General features: G+C 71.7%; 13 protein-coding genes. 11 read left to right on the forward strand and 2 right to left on the reverse strand.

All coding sequences use genetic code 11. From position 1 onward, the window contains the following. Positions 1-68 precede the first annotated feature (68 nt). The 11 genes from J2X60_RS02850 to J2X60_RS02900 all read left to right on the forward strand — a co-directional run bounded on the left by J2X60_RS02850 (position 69) and on the right by J2X60_RS02900 (position 11,739). Positions 69-1,589 carry an ABC transporter ATP-binding protein gene (locus J2X60_RS02850; protein ID WP_309886427.1) on the forward strand — a complete coding sequence of 507 codons (1,521 nt, stop codon included), beginning with the start codon at positions 69-71 and terminating at the stop codon, positions 1,587-1,589. After that, on the forward strand, positions 1,586-2,944 hold the full coding sequence (locus tag J2X60_RS02855; protein WP_396127773.1) for an ABC transporter permease: 1,359 nt from the start codon (positions 1,586-1,588) through the stop codon (positions 2,942-2,944). Before J2X60_RS02850 ends, J2X60_RS02855 begins: the two co-directional genes overlap by 4 nt. Then, positions 2,941-4,230: an ABC transporter permease gene (locus J2X60_RS02860; RefSeq protein WP_070418443.1), complete on the forward strand. Its 1,290-nt coding sequence runs from the start codon at positions 2,941-2,943 to the stop codon at positions 4,228-4,230. Before J2X60_RS02855 ends, J2X60_RS02860 begins: the two co-directional genes overlap by 4 nt. Before the next feature lie 163 nt (positions 4,231-4,393). Continuing rightward, complete coding sequence (locus tag J2X60_RS02865; protein WP_070419511.1) at positions 4,394-4,792, forward strand: cytidine deaminase; 399 nt, start codon at positions 4,394-4,396, stop codon at positions 4,790-4,792. Between the two features lie 5 nt (positions 4,793-4,797). Further along, positions 4,798-6,087, forward strand: coding sequence for a thymidine phosphorylase (locus J2X60_RS02870; protein ID WP_309886428.1), 1,290 nt, complete (start codon positions 4,798-4,800; stop codon positions 6,085-6,087). Positions 6,088-6,219: 132 nt separating this feature from the next. After that, complete coding sequence (locus J2X60_RS02875) at positions 6,220-7,332, forward strand: adenosine deaminase (protein ID WP_309886429.1); 1,113 nt, start codon at positions 6,220-6,222, stop codon at positions 7,330-7,332. 3 nt (positions 7,333-7,335) lie between these two features. Further along, positions 7,336-7,782 (forward strand): PTS sugar transporter subunit IIA, encoded by a 447-nt coding sequence (locus J2X60_RS02880; RefSeq protein ID WP_070418446.1) that lies wholly within the window; start codon positions 7,336-7,338, stop codon positions 7,780-7,782. Beyond that, positions 7,779-8,057 carry a PTS sugar transporter subunit IIB gene (locus J2X60_RS02885; RefSeq protein WP_070418447.1) on the forward strand — a complete coding sequence of 93 codons (279 nt, stop codon included), beginning with the start codon at positions 7,779-7,781 and terminating at the stop codon, positions 8,055-8,057. Before J2X60_RS02880 ends, J2X60_RS02885 begins: the two co-directional genes overlap by 4 nt. A 30-nt stretch (positions 8,058-8,087) precedes the next feature. Next, positions 8,088-8,927, forward strand: a complete 840-nt coding sequence (locus tag J2X60_RS02890) for a purine-nucleoside phosphorylase (protein ID WP_309886430.1) — start codon at positions 8,088-8,090, stop codon at positions 8,925-8,927. Then, complete coding sequence (locus J2X60_RS02895; protein ID WP_309886431.1) at positions 8,924-10,588, forward strand: phospho-sugar mutase; 1,665 nt, start codon at positions 8,924-8,926, stop codon at positions 10,586-10,588. The genes J2X60_RS02890 and J2X60_RS02895 overlap by 4 nt, the downstream gene beginning before the upstream one ends. 197 nt (positions 10,589-10,785) lie before the next feature. Continuing rightward, positions 10,786-11,739, forward strand: a complete 954-nt coding sequence (locus J2X60_RS02900; protein ID WP_309886432.1) for a hypothetical protein — start codon at positions 10,786-10,788, stop codon at positions 11,737-11,739. A 120-nt stretch (positions 11,740-11,859) separates the two neighbouring features. On the opposite strand, the gene J2X60_RS02905 is transcribed toward J2X60_RS02900, so the two are convergent. Together J2X60_RS02905 and J2X60_RS02910 are read right to left on the reverse strand one after the other, a co-directional pair. Continuing rightward, positions 11,860-13,638, reverse strand: coding sequence for a biotin carboxylase N-terminal domain-containing protein (locus J2X60_RS02905; protein WP_309886433.1), 1,779 nt, complete (start codon positions 13,636-13,638; stop codon positions 11,860-11,862). Positions 13,639-13,717: 79 nt separating this feature from the next. Then, on the reverse strand, positions 13,718-14,545 hold the full coding sequence (locus J2X60_RS02910; RefSeq protein WP_309779953.1) for a Maf family protein: 828 nt from the start codon (positions 14,543-14,545) through the stop codon (positions 13,718-13,720).

The raw sequence follows: 14,545 nt of genomic DNA on the forward strand, positions 1-14,545 counted from the left end.
AACGCGGGCGGGGGAACCTCCCTCGCCCGCGTTTCCGTGCGTCGATCACAGAAACAGACCCAGAGAACATGAAGCTCGAACTCCGCGGCATCACGAAGCGGTTCGGCCCCCTCGTCGCCAACGACCACATCTCGCTCACCGTCGAGCCCGGTGAGGTCCACTGTCTCCTCGGGGAGAACGGCGCCGGCAAGTCGACCCTGATGAACGTCCTGTACGGCCTGTACCAGGCGGACGAGGGCGAGATCCTCCTCGACGACGTCGTCCAGGACTTCGACGGACCCGGTGACGCCATGCGTTCCGGCATCGGCATGGTGCACCAGCACTTCATGCTCGTCCCCGTCTTCACCGTCGCCGAGAACGTCATGCTCGGCCAGGAGCAGACCGCGTTCGGCGGCCGGCTCGACCTCGCCGGCGCCCGCAAGCGCGTGCGGGAGATCTCCGAGCGCTTCGGGTTCGACGTCGACCCGGACGCCAAGGTCGAGGACCTCCCCGTCGGTGTCCAGCAGCGGGTCGAGATCATCAAGGCGCTGTCCCGCGACGCCTCGGTCCTGGTGTTCGACGAGCCGACGGCCGTCCTCACCCCGCAGGAGACCGACGAGCTGATGGGCATCATGCGGCAGCTCCGTGCGGCCGGCACAGCGATCGTGTTCATCACCCACAAGCTCCGCGAGGTCCGCGAGGTCGCCGACCGCATCACCGTGATCCGCCTCGGCAAGGTCGTCGGCGAGGCATCGCCCACCGCGACGAACAACGAGCTCGCGGCGCTCATGGTCGGCCGTGCCGTCTCCCTCGTCGTCGACAAGACACCAGCCACCGGTGGTGAGGACGCCCTCGTCGTCGAGGGGCTGACCGTCACCGACCCGTCCGGCATCGTCCTCGTCGACGACGTCTCGTTCACGGTCCGGCGCGGCGAGGTCCTCGCCATCGCCGGGGTGCAGGGCAACGGGCAGACCGAGCTGACCGAGGCGATCCTCGGCCTCGAGCCGGTGCACGCCGGCCGCGTCACGCTCGACGGGCGCGAGCTCACCGGCCGCACCGTCAAGCAGATCCTCGACGCCGGCGTCGGCTTCGTCCCGGAGGACCGGAAGGAAGACGGGCTCGTCGGCGAGTTCACCATCGCCGAGAACCTCATGCTCGACCGTGCCGACCACGCCGAGTTCGTCCGCGCCGGCACGATCCGATCGGCGGAGCGCGACGCGTTCGCCGACGAGAAGATCGCCGAGTTCGACATCCGCACGCCGAGCCGCACCACCGCGGCCGGTCGGCTGTCCGGCGGCAACCAGCAGAAGATCGTCCTCGCCCGCGAGCTGAGCCGTGACCTGCGCCTCTTCGTCGCGGCACAGCCGACCCGCGGCATCGACGTCGGGTCGATCGAGTTCGTGCACAAGCGCATCGTCGCCACGCGCGACACCGGTGTCCCGGTCATCGTCGTCTCCACGGAGCTCGACGAGGTCGTGGCACTCGCCGACCGGATCGCCGTGATGTACCGCGGCGGGATCGTCGGCATCGTCCCCGCGGACACCCCGCGCGACGTCCTCGGCCTGATGATGGCCGGGGAACTCCCAGAAGGAACGGAGCTGGCAGCGTGAGCAACACGCCAGACAACACGCAGCCGGATGCCCAGCCGACGGCCGACACGCAGCCGGACGCACCGCTGACCGACGACCGCCTGCAGGACGTCGAGTCCACCCCGCACCTCATGACGGACTCCGCCGAGGACACCGAGCGACGCCAGGGCGGCGACCGCTGGCAGGCCGCACTGCAGGGCATCGTCAACGGCTCCGCGCTCGTCACGGTCCTCGCCGTCGTGCTCGCCCTCGTCGCGTGCGGCATCCTCATCGCCATCACCGACGAGAACGTCCGCTCGGCCGCCGGGTACTTCTTCGCCCGTCCGGCCGACACCTTCCGGGCGATCGGCACCGCGGTCGGCGGCGCGTACGCGTCGCTGTTCGAGGGGTCCGTCGTCAACTTCGGCGCGTCGAGCTTCCAGCAGGCCATCGTGCCGCTGACCCGCTCGATCGACTACGCCGTGCCGCTCATCGCGGCCGGTCTCGGCATCGCGCTGTCGTTCCGCGCCGGCCTGTTCAACATCGGCGGCCAGGGCCAGATCCTGATGGGCGCCGCGGCGGCCGGCTGGGTCGGCTTCTCGTTCGACGGCCCCGCGGCGATCCACATCCCGCTCACGATCATCGCCGGCATCGTCGGCGGTGCGGTGTGGGCCGGGATCGTCGGCGTCCTCAAGGCGCGGACGGGTGCCAACGAGGTCGTCCTCACGATCATGCTCAACTACGTCGCGCTGTACCTCGTGAGCTACCTGCTCCGCACGCCGGGCCTGCTGCAGGCGCCGGGCAGCCCGAACCCGATCTCGCCCGCGACGAAGGACAGCGCGGTGCTCCCGCCGCTGTTCGGGGCGCGCTACGGCGTGGACCTCGGCTTCGTCGTGGCGATCATCGCGGTCGTCGTCGTGTGGTGGCTCGTGAACAAGTCCTCGCTCGGCTTCCGCTTCCGCACCATCGGTGAGAACCCGCGTGCCGCCCGCGTGGCCGGCATGAGCGTGCCGTCCCTGACCATCTGGGTCCTCGTCATCTCCGGTGCCCTCGTCGGCATCGCCGGCGCGTACCAGGTGCAGGGCGCGGTCACGACCGGGTTCACCTCCGGCATCGACGCCGGCATCGGGTTCGACGCCATCACCGTGGCGCTGCTCGGCCGGTCGAAGCCGTGGGGCGTGTTCTGGGCCGCGATCCTGTTCGGCGTGCTGAAGAACGGCGGCTACGCCATGCAGGCCGCCAACGGCATCCCGATCGACATCGTGGGCGTCATCCAGGCCCTCATCGTCCTCTTCATCGCGGCGCCGCCGCTCGTCCGCGCGATCTTCCGGATCCCGCAGCCGGGTGCTCGTCGACGCGTCTCCACGAAGAACAGCAAGAAGGCGGTCGCCGCGTGAGCACCCTCAGCCCCACCGCGCCCAGCGCGTCGCCGGTCGCCGGCCGTCCGGTCGAGACCACCCGCAGCTGGAAGCTCGCGATCGGGTACGGCGTCTTCACGCTGATCGCCCTCGTGCTCTTCGCGCTGCTGCCCCGCACCGGGACGACCACGTTCCGCCTCGCCAACAGCGGCGACTTCTTCGCCCTGCCCGACGTGCCGCTGCCGGCCGTGGGCACCGGGATCGTCGTGGTCGTGCTGCTCGCGATCCTCACCGTCTACGCGGTCGTCGAGACCCGTGCGGTGCGCCGCGTGCCGATGTGGGTCACCGCGGTGTTCGCCGTGGTGTTCGTCATCGGGTTCCTGACGTGGGCGGCCGCCGGCAAGTCCCTGCCGATCCCCGGCCTGCTGCTCGGCGCGCTGAGCCTCAGCGTCCCGCTGGTGTTCGGTGCCCTCGGCGGCGTCATCTCCGAGCGCGTCGGTGTCGTGAACATCGCGATCGAGGGACAGTTCCTCGCCGGTGCGTTCAGCTCCGCCATGGTCGCGTCCATCACCGGCTCGCCCTGGGTCGGCCTCGTCGCGGCGCTCGTCGCGGGCACGCTCGTGTCGTTCATCCTCGCGGCGTTCAGCATCAAGTACCTCGTCGACCAGGTGATCGTCGGTGTCGTCATCAACGCCTTCATCTCCGGTCTGACCGGCTTCCTGTACTCGCAGGTGCTCTCGCCGAACGAGACCACGCTCAACGTCGGCGTCCGGTTCCCGATCATCCCGATCCCGGTCCTGCACCAGATCCCGGTCATCGGTCCGGTGTTCTTCGAGCAGCGGGTCACGGTCTACCTGGCCTACGTGGCGGTCGCGGTCGTGACGTTCGGGCTCTTCAAGACCCGCTGGGGCCTGCGCCTCCGCGCGGTCGGCGAGCACCCGCAGGCGGCGGACACGGTGGGCATCAACGTCACCGGGACCCGGTTCTGGAACGTGTCCCTCGCCGGAGCGATCGCGGGCCTCGGCGGCGCGTACTTCACGCTCGACGCGGTCGGCCCGTTCACCAAGGACATGACCGCCGGCGCGGGCTACATCGCGCTCGCGGCGGTCATCTTCGGTCGCTGGGACCCGATCAAGGCGACGTTCGCGGCGCTGCTGTTCGGCTTCGCGTCGAACCTGCAGAACACCCTCGGCGCGATCAACTCGCCCGTGCCGAGCGAGTTCCTGCTCATGCTCCCGTACGTGGTGACGATCTTCGCGGTGGCCGGCCTGGTCGGGCAGTCGCGTGGGCCGGCCGCGTCCGGCAAGCCGTACATCAAGAGCTGACGGCCAGGAGGCACGGCACATGACCGACACGCACGCTGCGGGCGACGACCAGATCGCGTCCACCGACGCGACCGCCTGGGTGGACCCGGCCACGGCCCTGGACGGGCGCGGCGGCCGGACCGCCGGCGACGGGACGGGGGCCGAGCCGCGCCTCCCGTCCGACGTGGACTGGACCGCCCTGCGGACCGCCGCGACGGCCGCGATGGGCCACGCCTACGCGCCGTACTCGTCGTTCCCGGTGGGCGCCGCGGCGCTCACCGACGACGGCCGGATCGTCTCCGGCTGCAACGTCGAGAACGCGTCCTACGGGGTGACGCTCTGCGCGGAGTGCTCTCTCGTCTCGCAGCTGCACATGACCGGCGGCGGCAAGCTCGTCGCATTCACGTGCGTCGACGGCGACGGGGCGACCCTGATGCCGTGCGGCCGGTGCCGTCAGCTGCTCTTCGAGCACTCCACCGAGGGCATGCTGCTCGAGACCGTCTCCGGCATCCGCACCATCGACGAGGTCCTGCCGGACGCCTTCGGGCCGCGGACCCTCGCCACCTACCAGCAGGAGCACTGATCCACATGGCCGTCGAGCCGTTCGACACCGTCGACCTCATCCGCACGAAGCGCTCCGGGGGCGCCCTGAGCACCGCCGAGGTCGACTGGCTCGTCGACGCCTACACGCGCGGCTACGTCGAGGACCCGCAGATGGCGGCGATGGCGATGGCGATCTTCCTGAACGGGATGGAGCGCCGCGAGATCAAGGACCTCACCCTCGCGATGATCGCGTCGGGGGAGCGGATGTCGTTCTCGTCGCTCGGCAAGACGACGGTCGACAAGCACTCGACCGGTGGCGTCGGCGACAAGATCACGCTGCCGTTGGCGCCCCTCGTGGCGTCGTTCGGGGTCGCGGTACCCCAGCTGTCGGGCCGCGGGCTCGGGCACACCGGCGGCACGCTCGACAAGCTCGAGTCCATCCCCGGGTGGCAGGCGGCGCTGTCGAACGACCGTCTCCTCGAGGTGCTGACCGACGTGGGTGCGGTCATCTGCGCCGCCGGTACCGGCCTGGCTCCGGCCGACAAGAAGCTCTACGCCCTGCGGGACATCACCGGCACCGTCGAGAGCATCCCACTCATCGCGTCGAGCATCATGTCGAAGAAGATCGCCGAGGGCACAGGTGCGCTCGTGCTCGACGTGAAGTTCGGGTCGGGGGCGTTCATGCCCTCGTACGAGTCGTCGCGCGAGCTCGCGCAGACGATGGTCGACCTCGGGAACGACGCCGGGGTGAAGACCTCGGCGCTGCTGACCGACATGGAGGTCCCGCTCGGGCTGACGATCGGCAACGCGCTCGAGGTGCGGGAGTCGGTCGACGTGTTGGCGGGCGGGGGTCCAGCCGACGTCGTCGCGCTGACCGTGGCGCTGGCGACCGAGATGCTCACGCTGGCCGGGCTGCCGGACGCCGACCCGGCCGCCGCACTGGCCGACGGCCGCGCGATGGACACCTGGCGGCGGATGATCTCCGCGCAGGGCGGGGACCCCGCAGCCGCGTTGCCGGTCGCCCGCGAGCAGCACGTCGTCACCGCGCCGTCGTCGGGCGTGCTCGCGCAGCAGGACGCCCTGCCGTTCGGCGTCTCGGCCTGGCGCCTGGGTGCCGGCCGTGCGCGCGCGCAGGACCCGGTGCAGGCCGGGGCGGGCATCGAGCTGCACGTCAAGCCCGGTGACACCGTCGCCGCGGGGCAGCCGCTCTGGACGCTGCACACCGACGACGCGTCGCGGATCCCGCGGGCGCTCGAGTCGCTCGAGGGTGCGTGGTCGATCGGCACCGAGGCGCCTCGGCGTGGGCCGATCGTGCGCGAGCGCATCGCTGGCTGAACCCGGGCCGTGGGACCGGCCACCGGCCGGGCTGCGGCTGCCTGCCCGGCTGTGGAGAGCCTCCAGTGGGTCCCGTCGTCTGTTGTGCACAGGTGCCTGCGCGGGGTCGGTGACCACCGATAGCCTGGGTGCATGAGCTCCGACGCCACGACCTACCGCCTGCCCGACGCCGGAGCGGTCATCAACGACCTGCCGAAGGTCTCGCTGCACGACCACCTCGACGGTGGCCTGCGCCCGGCGACGATCGTCGAGCTGGCTGCCGAGGCCGCCGTGGCGCTGCCGACCACCGACGCCGTGGCGCTCGGTGCGTGGTTCGCGGACCAGTCGAACTCGGGCTCGCTCGTCGAGTACCTGAAGACCTTCGACGTGACCACCTCGGTGATGCAGACGGCGCCGCAGCTGCACCGCATCGCGAAGGAGTTCGTCGAGGACCTGGTCGCCGACGGCGTCGTCTACGGCGAGGTCCGGTGGGCGCCCGAGCAGCACCTGCAGGGCGGGCTCACGCTCGACCAGGCGGTCGAGGCCGTGCAGGCCGGCATCGAGGAAGCGGTCGACGCCGCCGGCGGCAGCATCCGCGTCGGCCAGCTCGTCACGGCGATGCGCCACGCCGACCGCGCCCTCGAGATCGCCGAGCTCGCCGTCCGGCACCGCGACGCCGGCGTCGTCGGCTTCGACATCGCCGGTGCCGAAGCCGGGTTCCCGCCCTCGAACCACCGTGCGGCGTTCGACTACCTCGCGTCCGAGCTCTTCCCCGTGACGGTGCACGCGGGCGAGGCCGACGGGCTCGCCTCGATCCGCTCCGCGCTCGTCGACGGGCGGGCACTGCGCCTCGGCCACGGCGTCCGCATCTTCGAGGACGTCGTCCTGTCCGACGCCGGTGACGGCTCGACGCTCGCCTCCCTCGGCGAGGTCGCCTCGTGGGTGCGCGACCGTGAGATCCCGCTCGAGGTCTCGCCGTCGTCGAACCTGCAGACCGGGGCCGTCGCGGCGTGGGGCGACGACCTCGCCGACCACCCCTTCGACGTGCTCTACCAGCTCGGCTTCCGGGTCACGGTGAACACCGACAACCGCCTGATGAGCGACACCTCGCTCTCGAAGGAGCTCGCACTGCTGGCGGGCACGTTCGGTTACGACCTCGACGACCTCGCGGCGTTCCAGATCAACGCGGCCCTCGGCTCGTTCCTGCCGCTCGAGGACCGCGAAGAGATCATCGCCACCATCACGGCCGGTCACCAGGAGGCCTGACGCATGCCACTGCCGCCGCTGCCGGACTCCGCCGTCGTGCTCGGGGCGACCGCGTCCTCGTGGCGCGACGCGCTCCGGCTGGCCGGCGGTGCCCTCGTGTCGTCGGGAGCGGCCACCGAGCCGTACACCGACGCCATGATCGGCCTGGTCGAGGAACACGGGCCGTACATCGTCATCTCGCCCGGGCTGGCGTTCGCGCACGCCCGGCCGGGGCCCGCGGTGCTGCGTGACGGGCTGTCCGTCGTGACGCTCGACGCGCCGGTGTCGTTCGGGCACCCGCACAACGACCCCGTGCGTGTGGTGCTCGGGCTCGCGGTCGCCGGTGTCGGCACCCACCTCGAGTCGATCGGGGAGATCGCGAACCTGTTCAACGACGCTTCGGTGACCGGTCGGATCGCCGATGCCGCCACCGCGGACGAGGTCCGCGCGATCATGGGGGTCACGGCATGAAGATCGTCACCATCTGCGGCGCGGGCATCGGTTCCAGCGCGATCCTCAAGGTGAACGCCGAGAAGGCCCTCGCGGCGCTCGGGCTGACCGCGTCCGTCGTGGCGGCCGACGTCGCGTCCGTGCAGAAGGTGTCCGACGACGCGAACGTGATCCTCACCAGCCAGGAGTTCGTCGAGGCGATCGGGTCCACCTACGCCGAGGTCATCGTGATCCGGAACCACTTCGACCAGGCCGAGATCACGGCCGCGGTGGACCGGGCGCTCGGCGAACACTGACGCCGGTTCCGTGGCCTCTAGAGTTGGGGCATGAGCACGGAGAACCCGCTGAACGACCCCGCCGCCGACCCGTTCGAGGTCGCGCGTGACGCCGCCGAGGTCATCGCCTCGAAGTCCGGCATCGAGCGCCACGACATCGCCCTGACCCTCGGGTCCGGGTGGGGGAAGGCCGCAGACCTCATCGGCGAGACCGTGTCCGAGATCCCCGCGTCCGAGGTCCCCGGCTTCAGCGCCTCGGCCGTCCCCGGACACTCCGGTACGGTCCGCTCGATCCGTCTCGCCGACGGCCGGCACGCGCTGGTCATCGGGGCGCGCACGCACTACTACGAGGGCCACGGGGTCCGTCGGGTCGTACACAGCGTCCGGACCGCGGCGGCGACCGGCGCCTCGATCATGGTCCTGACGAACGGGGCCGGGGGCATCAAGGGGCACTGGACGCCCGGCACGCCCGTCCTCATCAGCGACCACATCAACCTCACCGCGGACAGCCCGCTCGAGGGCGCGACGTTCGTCGACCTCACCGACCTGTACTCGGCGCGGCTCCGGTCGGTCGCTCGCGGCGTGGACCCCTCGCTCGACGAGGGCGTCTACACCCAGTTCCGCGGTCCGCACTACGAGACGCCGGCCGAGGTCCAGATGGCGAAGAGCATCGGCGGGCACATCGTCGGCATGTCCACCGCGCTCGAGGCCATCGCGGCGCGGCAGGCCGGCATGGAGGTCCTCGGCTTCTCGCTCATCACGAACCTCGCCGCCGGCATCCAGAAGACGCCGCTGTCGCACGCCGAGGTGCTCGAGGCCGGGCGCGAGGCCGAGCCGGTGATCGCCGACCTGCTCGCCCGCGTGGTGACCGCGCTGGGCTCCGCGTCGTGAAGCTCGACGTCGACGGCGTGCTCGCTGCTGCTCGTGCCTGGAGCGCGCAGGACCCGGACCCCGAGACCCGTTCCTCGCTCGATGTGGCGATCGACGCGGCGGCGACCGGCGACGGTCCCGCCGTGCAGGACCTCGCCGCGCGGTTCGCCGGGCGTCTGGCGTTCGGCACCGCCGGCCTCCGCGCCGAGCTCGGGTACGGACCGGTCCGGATGAACCGGGTCGTCGTGACCCAGGCCGCCGCGGGACTCGCGCGCTTCCTCATCGACACCGGGCGTCGACGCAGCGTCGTCATCGGGTACGACGGTCGGGTGAACTCGGACGTCTTCGCCCGCGACTCCGCCGAGGTCATGCGCGGCCTCGGGCTCGAGGTCACCCTGCTGCCGTCGGCGCTCCCCACGCCCGTGCTGGCGTTCGCCGTGCGGCACCTCGACGTCGGTGCCGGGGTGATGGTGACCGCGAGCCACAACCCGCCGCGGGACAACGGCTACAAGGTCTACCTCGGCGAGGACGACGAGGGGTCGCAGATCGTCCCGCCCGTCGACGCCGACATCGCCGCCGCGATCGACGCCGTCGCCGCGGGCTCGATCGCGGACCTGCCCCGTGCCACCGACTACACCGTCGCCACGTCCGAGCTGCTCGACGCCTACGTGTCCGACACCGCGGCGACGGTGGCAGCGCCCGGGCTCGCTCCGGACGCGCAGCCGAAGGTCGTCTACACGGCCATGCACGGCGTCGGGTGGGAGACCGCCCGCGCGGTGTTCGAGGCGGCCGGGTTCGCCGTGCCGGTGACCGTGCCCGAGCAGATCGAGCCGGACGGGGCGTTCCCGACGGTGTCGTTCCCGAACCCTGAGGAACCGGGGGCGATGGACCTGTCGATCGCCCGCGGGGTCGCGGTCGGTGCGGACCTCGTCATCGCGAACGACCCGGACGCCGATCGGCTGGCGCTGGCGATCCCGGACGGCGACGGTTCCTTCCGCAGGCTCTCGGGCAACGAGGTCGGCTGGCTCCTCGGGTGGCGCGCTGCAGCCCGGGCGTCCGACGACGGTGTGCGGGGAACGCTCGCGGCGTCGATCGTGTCCTCGCCGGCGCTCGCACGGGTCGCGGCGCGGCACGGGCTGGAGTACCGCGACACCCTCACCGGCTTCAAGTGGGTCTCCCGCGTCCCCGGGCTGCTGTTCGGGTACGAGGAAGCGCTCGGCTACCTGGTCGACCCGGAGGTCGTCCGCGACAAGGACGGCATCTCGGCGGCGCTGTCCCTGCTGTCCCTCGCCGCGGACCTGGCCGCCCAGGGCTCGTCGATCGCCGGGCAGCTCGACGCCTTCGCGGCCGAGTTCGGGGCGTTCGCGTCCGGGCAGGTGGCGACCCGGGTGGACGACCTGTCCCGCATCGGTTCGATCATGGCGTCCCTGCGGTCGACGCCGCCGACGACGCTCGGCGGGCTGTCGGTGCTGTCGGTGACGGACTACGCCGGTGGTGTCGAGGGCTTCCCGCCGTCGGACATCCTCCGCTACGACCTGACGGGTGACGCCCGCGTGATCGTCCGCCCGAGCGGGACCGAGCCGAAGGTGAAGGTCTACATCGACACCGTCGCGGCGACCCCCGCCGAGGCGCAGTCGCTCGTCGACGCCCTCGCCGCCGACATCCGCCCGCTGGTGTCGTAGGCGCGGCCGCGCCGGCGGCCGGGCTTGCCCGCCGCGCGTCGAAAGTCGCTTCGAACCGGGATTCCCCGCGGTTCGGAGCGACTTTCGTTGTGCAGCGGCGAACGACGCCGTCCTCCACAGGACCCCGGGATCGCCGTGCGGTCCACAGAAGCGGGCGCAGACGTCGGTTCGCAGCGATCGAGCGCGATCCTCGTTCGATGGCACGACTCACGATCATCCACGGTGGCACCGCAGACCCCTCCGGCCGCAGGGGACGAGCACTCCAGCGCGCTGCCGACGCAGGGGACCTCGTACGGCTCGTCCCCGGCCGGTTCGTCGACGCCGGGGAGTGGCGGCGCGCGACGCCTGGTGAACGGCACATCGCGCGGATCAAGGCGGTGCACGATCGGCTCGCTCCGCGACTCGTCGTCTCTCACGCGTCGGCGGCCGCGTTGCACGGCCTCCCGTGGGCCGGAGAATTCCCCGAGACCGTCGACGTGCTCGATCCCCGACGGACGACGTCGCAGGGGCTCGCACACGTCCGGAAGCGACCTGGTGCCGGCCGGACGTTCCGGACCCAGACGATGGTGGCGAAGGACCGTCTGCTCACCGACCTCGTGAGCACGGCGGCCGACCTCGCGATCTCCTGCGAACTCCGCATCTCCGTGCCGGCACTGGACTCTGCCCTGCGGCGGGGCGCAGCCCGAGCGGACATCCGGGCAGAGGTCGACGCCCGGAACGCCGTGCACGGGCGGCATCGCGCGATCACCGCGATCGAGCTGGCCGATGCGGCGAGTGGCTCACCGGGGGAGTCCGTCGGGCGCGTGGCGCTCGACGAGGTGGGCGCTCCTCGCCCCGTGCTGCAACAGGAGTTCCGCGATGCAGACGGCTTCATCGGGCGCGTGGACTTCTGGTTCCCCGACCAGGGCGTGATCCTGGAGTTCGACGGCAAGGCGAAGTACGTGGACCCTGCTCTCCGAGCAGCCGGTACGACCGCGGCCGACGTGGTCGTGTCGGAGAAGCGACGGGAGGATCGACTCCGCCGGCATCGGGACGTGCGGGCCGTCGGACGGTTCGGCTGGCCGGAGGCGCACGATGCTGAGGCGCTCCGAGCGCTGCTCCAGGGGGTGGGAGTCCGGACGACGCCGCGCTCGTTCACGCTGCTGCGGTGACGACGCTGGCGGCTCGGGGTGCCTGCGCACAACCAAAGTCCCTTCGAACTGCGCCGATGCGCGGTTCGAAGGGACTTTGGTTGTGCGAAGCGCAGCGGCGCAGCAGCGCGGCGCAGCCGCCTACGCGAGCTCGAGCAGCACGTGGCCGGACGAGATCGTCTGGCCGACGGGGGCGTTCAGCCCCGTGACGACGCCGTCACGCGGGGCAGCGACGGGCTGCTCCATCTTCATGGCCTCGAGCACGACGAGCAGGTCGCCCTTCACCACGGTGTCACCCTCGGCGACCGCGAGCTTCACCACGGTGGCCTGCATCGGGGACGTCACGGAGCCGGACGACGCCAGGCCGCCACGGACCCCGGACGACCGGCGCTTCGGCGGAGCGGACGGCCCGGCCGGACGACGGCCGGCAGCACCGGCGGCGCCACCGGCGACGATCGACGGCATGGTGACCTCGATGCGCTTGCCCTGCACCTCGACGACCACGCTCTCGCGGGCTGCCGGTGCGGGGAGCTCCTCGGGGGAGCCGCTCCACGCCGGGATCTCGTTGACGAAGTCGGTCTCGATCCACTGCGTGTAGATGCTGAACGGGGTCTCGTCGGGCGTCGCGAACGCCGGGTCCGACACGACCGCACGGTGGAACGGCAGCACGGTCGGCAGGCCGGTGACCTCGAACTCGGCGAGGGCTCGCCGCGACCGCTCCAGCGCCTCGGCGCGCGTGGAGCCGGTGACGATGAGCTTCGCGAGCATCGAGTCGAACGAGCCGGAGACGACGTCGCCGGAGACGACGCCGGAGTCGACGCGGACACCGGGGCCGGACGGCGCGTGGAACGCGTGCACGGGGCCCGGCGCCGGGAAGAAGTTGCGACCCGGGTCCTCGCCGTTGATGCGGAACTCGAACGAGTGCCCGCGCGCGACCGGGTCGGAGTAGTCGAGCACGCCGCCCTCGGCGATGCGGAACTGCTCGCGGACGAGGTCGATGCCGGTGACCTCTTCGGAGACGCAGTGTTCGACCTGCAGGCGGGTGTTCACCTCGAGGAACGAGACGGTGCCGTCGGCGCCGATGAGGAACTCGCACGTGCCGGCACCGACGTAGCCGACCTCGCGGAGGATCGCCTTCGACGACTCGTACAGCCGTTCCTCCTGCGACGCCGTCAGGTACGGCGCGGGCGCTTCCTCGACGAGCTTCTGGTGCCGACGCTGCAGCGAGCAGTCGCGCGTCGAGACGATGACGACGTTGCCGTGCTCGTCGGCGAGGCACTGCGTCTCGACGTGGCGCGGCTTGTCGAGGTACTTCTCGACGAAGCACTCGCCGCGGCCGAACGCCGCGATGGCCTCGCGCGTCGCCGACTCGAAGAGCTCTTCCACCTGGTCGCGCGAGCGGACCACCTTGAGACCACGGCCGCCACCGCCGAACGCCGCCTTGATCGCGACGGGCAGTCCGACCTGGTCGACGAAGTCGAAGACCTCGGACACGTCCTGCACGGGCTCGATCGTGCCCGGCGCGAGCGGCGCACCGACCTTCTCGGCCACGTGCCGCGCGGAGACCTTGTCGCCCAGGCGCTCGATCGACTCCGGCGGGGGGCCGATCCAGGTCAGCCCGGCGTCGATGACGGCGCGGGCGAAGTCGGCGTTCTCGGCGAGGAACCCGTAACCCGGGTGCACGGCGTCGGCGCCGGAGCGTCGGGCGACCGAGATGATCTTGTCGATGACGAGGTAGGTGTCGGCGCTCGTGGTGCCGTTCAGCGCGTAGGCCTCGTCGGCGAGGCGTGCGTGGAGGGCGTCACGGTCCTGGTCGGCGTAGACCGCGACGGATGCCTTGCCTGCGTCGCGGGCCGCGCGGATGATGCGGACGGCGATCTCGCCGCGGTTCGCGATGAGGACCTTGCTGATACGGGGCATGGTAAGTCAGCGTATTCGTGCGGCAGAGGCGCGAATTGACTGGCACCCACAAAGAACCGGCGCGAAGAAGTGTGGATGTCTACAGTGCCCAGAGGTCGTGCCACGCGATGCCGAACCCCCGCAGCAGCATCGAGCGCAGCACCGGGAGCGAGAGCCCGACCACCGCGGACGGTGCGCCGTCGATCCGGGTGATGTACGCGGCGGCCCGACCGTCGATGGTGAACGCCCCGGCGACCTCGAGCGGTTCGCCGGTGGCGACGTACGCGTCGATCTCCGCGGGCGACATGTCGTCGGCGAAGGTGAGCACGGCGCTGTCGACCGCCACCACCTGGTCGCCGTCGGCCACCATCGCCGACCCGCCGGGCGCGACGCCCGCGACGAAGGCAGCAGCGCCGAGCGGCCCGCCGCCCGACGCGTCCACGGTGCGGACGGGAGGCACGGTGCCTGCCCGACCCGCGCCTCCAGGCCCCGGATCGGGTGCGTCCAGGGCGTCGGGTGCGTCCACGACGTCGGGCGCGTCCGCGGCGCGGCGCCGGTCCACGACGCAGTGCCCGCTCCAGAGCGTGCCGCCGCCGGCGGCGAGCATCTGCCGCCACCGCTCCCGCGCGACCTCCGGCTCGTGGGGCTTGCCGTACAGCACGCCGTCGACCTCGAACGCGGAGTCCCCGCCGAACACGAAGCCGTCGACCGGTGAGCCGTCGACCGGGGCGTCCGCGACGGCCGAGGCCTTGGCGACCGCGAGCATCGCCACCAGCTCCGGCCCGGTCAGGTCGCGGCCCAGGGACGCGGCGGCCGCGGCGACCGCGGCGTCCTCGTCGACCCCCGGCGCGACGAGCACCGGCTCGATCCCGGTCTGGGCGAGCAGGGCGCGGCGGGCGGGGGAGGTACTCGCGAGGTACAGACGCAT

The organism is Curtobacterium sp. 320 (assembly GCF_031455235.1).
Taxonomy (GTDB): domain Bacteria; phylum Actinomycetota; class Actinomycetes; order Actinomycetales; family Microbacteriaceae; genus Curtobacterium.

What these genes read in the sequence shown, in the direction of transcription:
- J2X60_RS02850 (WP_309886427.1), top strand. Translation starts at nt 69, where the DNA reads ATGAAGCTCGAACTCCGCGGCATCACGAAGCGGTTCGGCCCCCTCGTC.
- J2X60_RS02870 (WP_309886428.1), top strand. Translation starts at nt 4,798, where the DNA reads ATGGCCGTCGAGCCGTTCGACACCGTCGACCTCATCCGCACGAAGCGC.
- J2X60_RS02875 (WP_309886429.1), top strand. Translation starts at nt 6,220, where the DNA reads ATGAGCTCCGACGCCACGACCTACCGCCTGCCCGACGCCGGAGCGGTC.
- J2X60_RS02880 (WP_070418446.1), top strand. Translation starts at nt 7,336, where the DNA reads ATGCCACTGCCGCCGCTGCCGGACTCCGCCGTCGTGCTCGGGGCGACC.
- J2X60_RS02885 (WP_070418447.1), top strand. Translation starts at nt 7,779, where the DNA reads ATGAAGATCGTCACCATCTGCGGCGCGGGCATCGGTTCCAGCGCGATC.
- J2X60_RS02890 (WP_309886430.1), top strand. Translation starts at nt 8,088, where the DNA reads ATGAGCACGGAGAACCCGCTGAACGACCCCGCCGCCGACCCGTTCGAG.
- J2X60_RS02900 (WP_309886432.1), top strand. Translation starts at nt 10,786, where the DNA reads ATGGCACGACTCACGATCATCCACGGTGGCACCGCAGACCCCTCCGGC.
- J2X60_RS02905 (WP_309886433.1), bottom strand. Translation starts at nt 13,638, where the DNA reads ATGCCCCGTATCAGCAAGGTCCTCATCGCGAACCGCGGCGAGATCGCC.
- J2X60_RS02910 (WP_309779953.1), bottom strand. Translation starts at nt 14,545, where the DNA reads ATGCGTCTGTACCTCGCGAGTACCTCCCCCGCCCGCCGCGCCCTGCTC.